Origin of the sequence: Mesorhizobium sp. M7A.F.Ca.AU.002.02.1.1 (assembly GCF_003998535.1) — a bacterium.
Classification (GTDB): Bacteria; Pseudomonadota; Alphaproteobacteria; order Rhizobiales; family Rhizobiaceae; genus Mesorhizobium; species Mesorhizobium ciceri.
The window spans coordinates 1-2040 of sequence record NZ_RZPB01000930.1 but is presented as its reverse complement, the minus strand read 5'-3'; the positions used below and the strand labels follow the sequence as shown (position 1 = coordinate 2040).

The 2040-nt window shown below is 59.8% G+C and carries 1 protein-coding gene and 1 pseudogene; one reads left to right on the top strand and one right to left on the bottom strand.

What is annotated here, in order from left to right; translation table 11 throughout:
- Positions 1-594: pseudogene (locus tag EN879_RS33425) on the bottom strand (asparagine synthetase B); the annotation flags it as partial.
- Between the two features lie 186 nt (positions 595-780).
- On the opposite strand from EN879_RS33425, the gene EN879_RS33420 reads away from it, so the two are divergent.
- Complete coding sequence (locus tag EN879_RS33420; RefSeq protein ID WP_063170504.1) at positions 781-1179, top strand: M24 family metallopeptidase; 399 nt, start codon at positions 781-783, stop codon at positions 1177-1179.
- Positions 1180-2040: the final 861 nt, after the last annotated feature.

Below are 2040 nucleotides of genomic sequence, written 5' to 3'. Positions count from 1 at the left end.
CTCGTAGATGTTGCGGAAGGGCGTGCGCGGCGCGATCGGGGCCCAGAGCGTGAAGATCTGGTCGAGTGCGACCGGATCAATCTCGGCCGCGACGCCCGGGGCCTGGAGGAGCGCCTTGACCTCCGAGGCGAAGTAAAGCCGTTCGCCCTGCCTTGTATAGAAGAGCGGCCGGACCCCCATGCGGTCGCGCGTCAGAACCATGCGGCGGCGGCGGCCGTCCCAGAGCGCAAAGGCGAAATCGCCATTGAGCGCGGAGACGCAATCCTCCCCCATCTCGTCATAGAGATGCAGGATCACTTCGGTGTCGCTGGTTGTCCGGAAATGGCGGCCTTTCGCGCGAAGCTGCTCGCGCAATTCCACATAGTTGAAGATCTCGCCGTTGAAGGCGATCGTCAGATCGCCCGTCGCATCGGACATCGGCTGCTGGCCGTCCCCGAGACCGACGATGGACAGCCGCGCATGGCCGAGGCCGGCCGCCTTTGTGGTGAAGAACCCCTGCTCATCGGGGCCGCGATGCGCAATGGCAGCCGTCATCCTTTCAAGGAGCGCCCTCCCATCCCGGACAGTGCCGAAATAGCCGCTAAAACCGCACATGCCGAGATATTTCCAAGTCCACCAGCGCGGCCCGGACTATAGCCGCCAAGATATCGGTAGGTGTTAAATATTTGGGACTATTCATGAGAATGGTAAATTTTGAGCGGCCGCCGACGGCTGATTCCTTGCGTGAGCATTGGATCTGCCGCGAGATGAGGGCAATGAAGCTTTTGGCGTCGTGTTCGCATGATGTTCACGGGGTCTGAGGGGCAGGCCCTCATCGCCTTCTGTCGAGGGCTAGGTCTGGGACTTCTCAAGGTCTGTCGTTGTCGGGGAAAGTGGTCCGCGCGGCAGAATGAAATCTACGACGGTGCCATTGCCGGAATTGAGGCAGGCGTGGCCGCATGCCGCCTTGGCGTAACGGCAAGCGATCTGTACAAGGCAGTCCTCGATGTTCTTGACGGCCGCGGAATTTTTTGCGGCTACCCAATCTATGGCCATTCCTTCGGACTGGGCTGGGGCGGACCATGGTTAGTGCCAGATAACAGCTTCAAGGTTGGAGCCGGGATGGCCATCGCCGTCGAGTGCATGGCGGGCCGCGAAGACGTCGGCTATGTCAAGTTCGAGCACAATTGTCTATCCTGATCGCACCGAGCTCATTTCCACCTGTCCGGCGAGGCTCTGAAGACTTGCCCTCAAACGCATGCCCAAAACACAGCTGGTATTGGTAGCAATCCGAGCGGACCAGGCGAGGCTGCCTCACTGCCGGGTAGCGAGAGAACCCACTTGGTGAACTCACGCGTGCGCCTGACATTCCGGGCACCGTGGACACGCGTCAAGCCGAGAGGATACTGCGCGAGCGATATCGAGTCCATGTCAAGTACCGCAATGTAGAGAACGTCGCGACTGCGCGTTTCTTTCCAGTTTTACATGCACGAGGACGAACCAGATATTGTTGCCGAAGGTCGAAACCAGCCGTCGCTGACACTCATGGGAGTATGGCGGTCCCGAACAGGATGCCGTGACGCCCGACCGTGGTGATCGGGTCCGGCAGCTTCCACATGGCGGGTCTTTCTTCTCGATGCGAGCGACCTGGCGCCAGGCACAATCCCATTGTCCTTCCTCACCCTCGCAGCGGTTGCCGGCTGGCGGCAGCAATGCGCCTGATCTCGGAGTTCGGCAAACTTTACCTTCGCCCGAAAGCGGACGGTCTGCCAAAGGTAACATGACTGCGTTGCTGGACGACGGGCCTGATCCAGCAATGACCCCGTATGTCAGGTTCCAACAGTATGGGAGGTTGTCCTGTCGACTATCATTGCCGTCGTCCTTCTTACTGCTCACATGCACGCAACTGCGGCGATGAGTTGTCGGACCGGCTGGATCCTATAAAAAGCCGGCCTTTCTGAAGCCGGAGAGGAAGTGTTCGAAGGAAGATGGGTCTGCGAAGGGAAGGTGGGCAAGGTAGCCAAGCGAGAGGTCCGGTTGCAGCCTCAGTGTGGCTTCGAC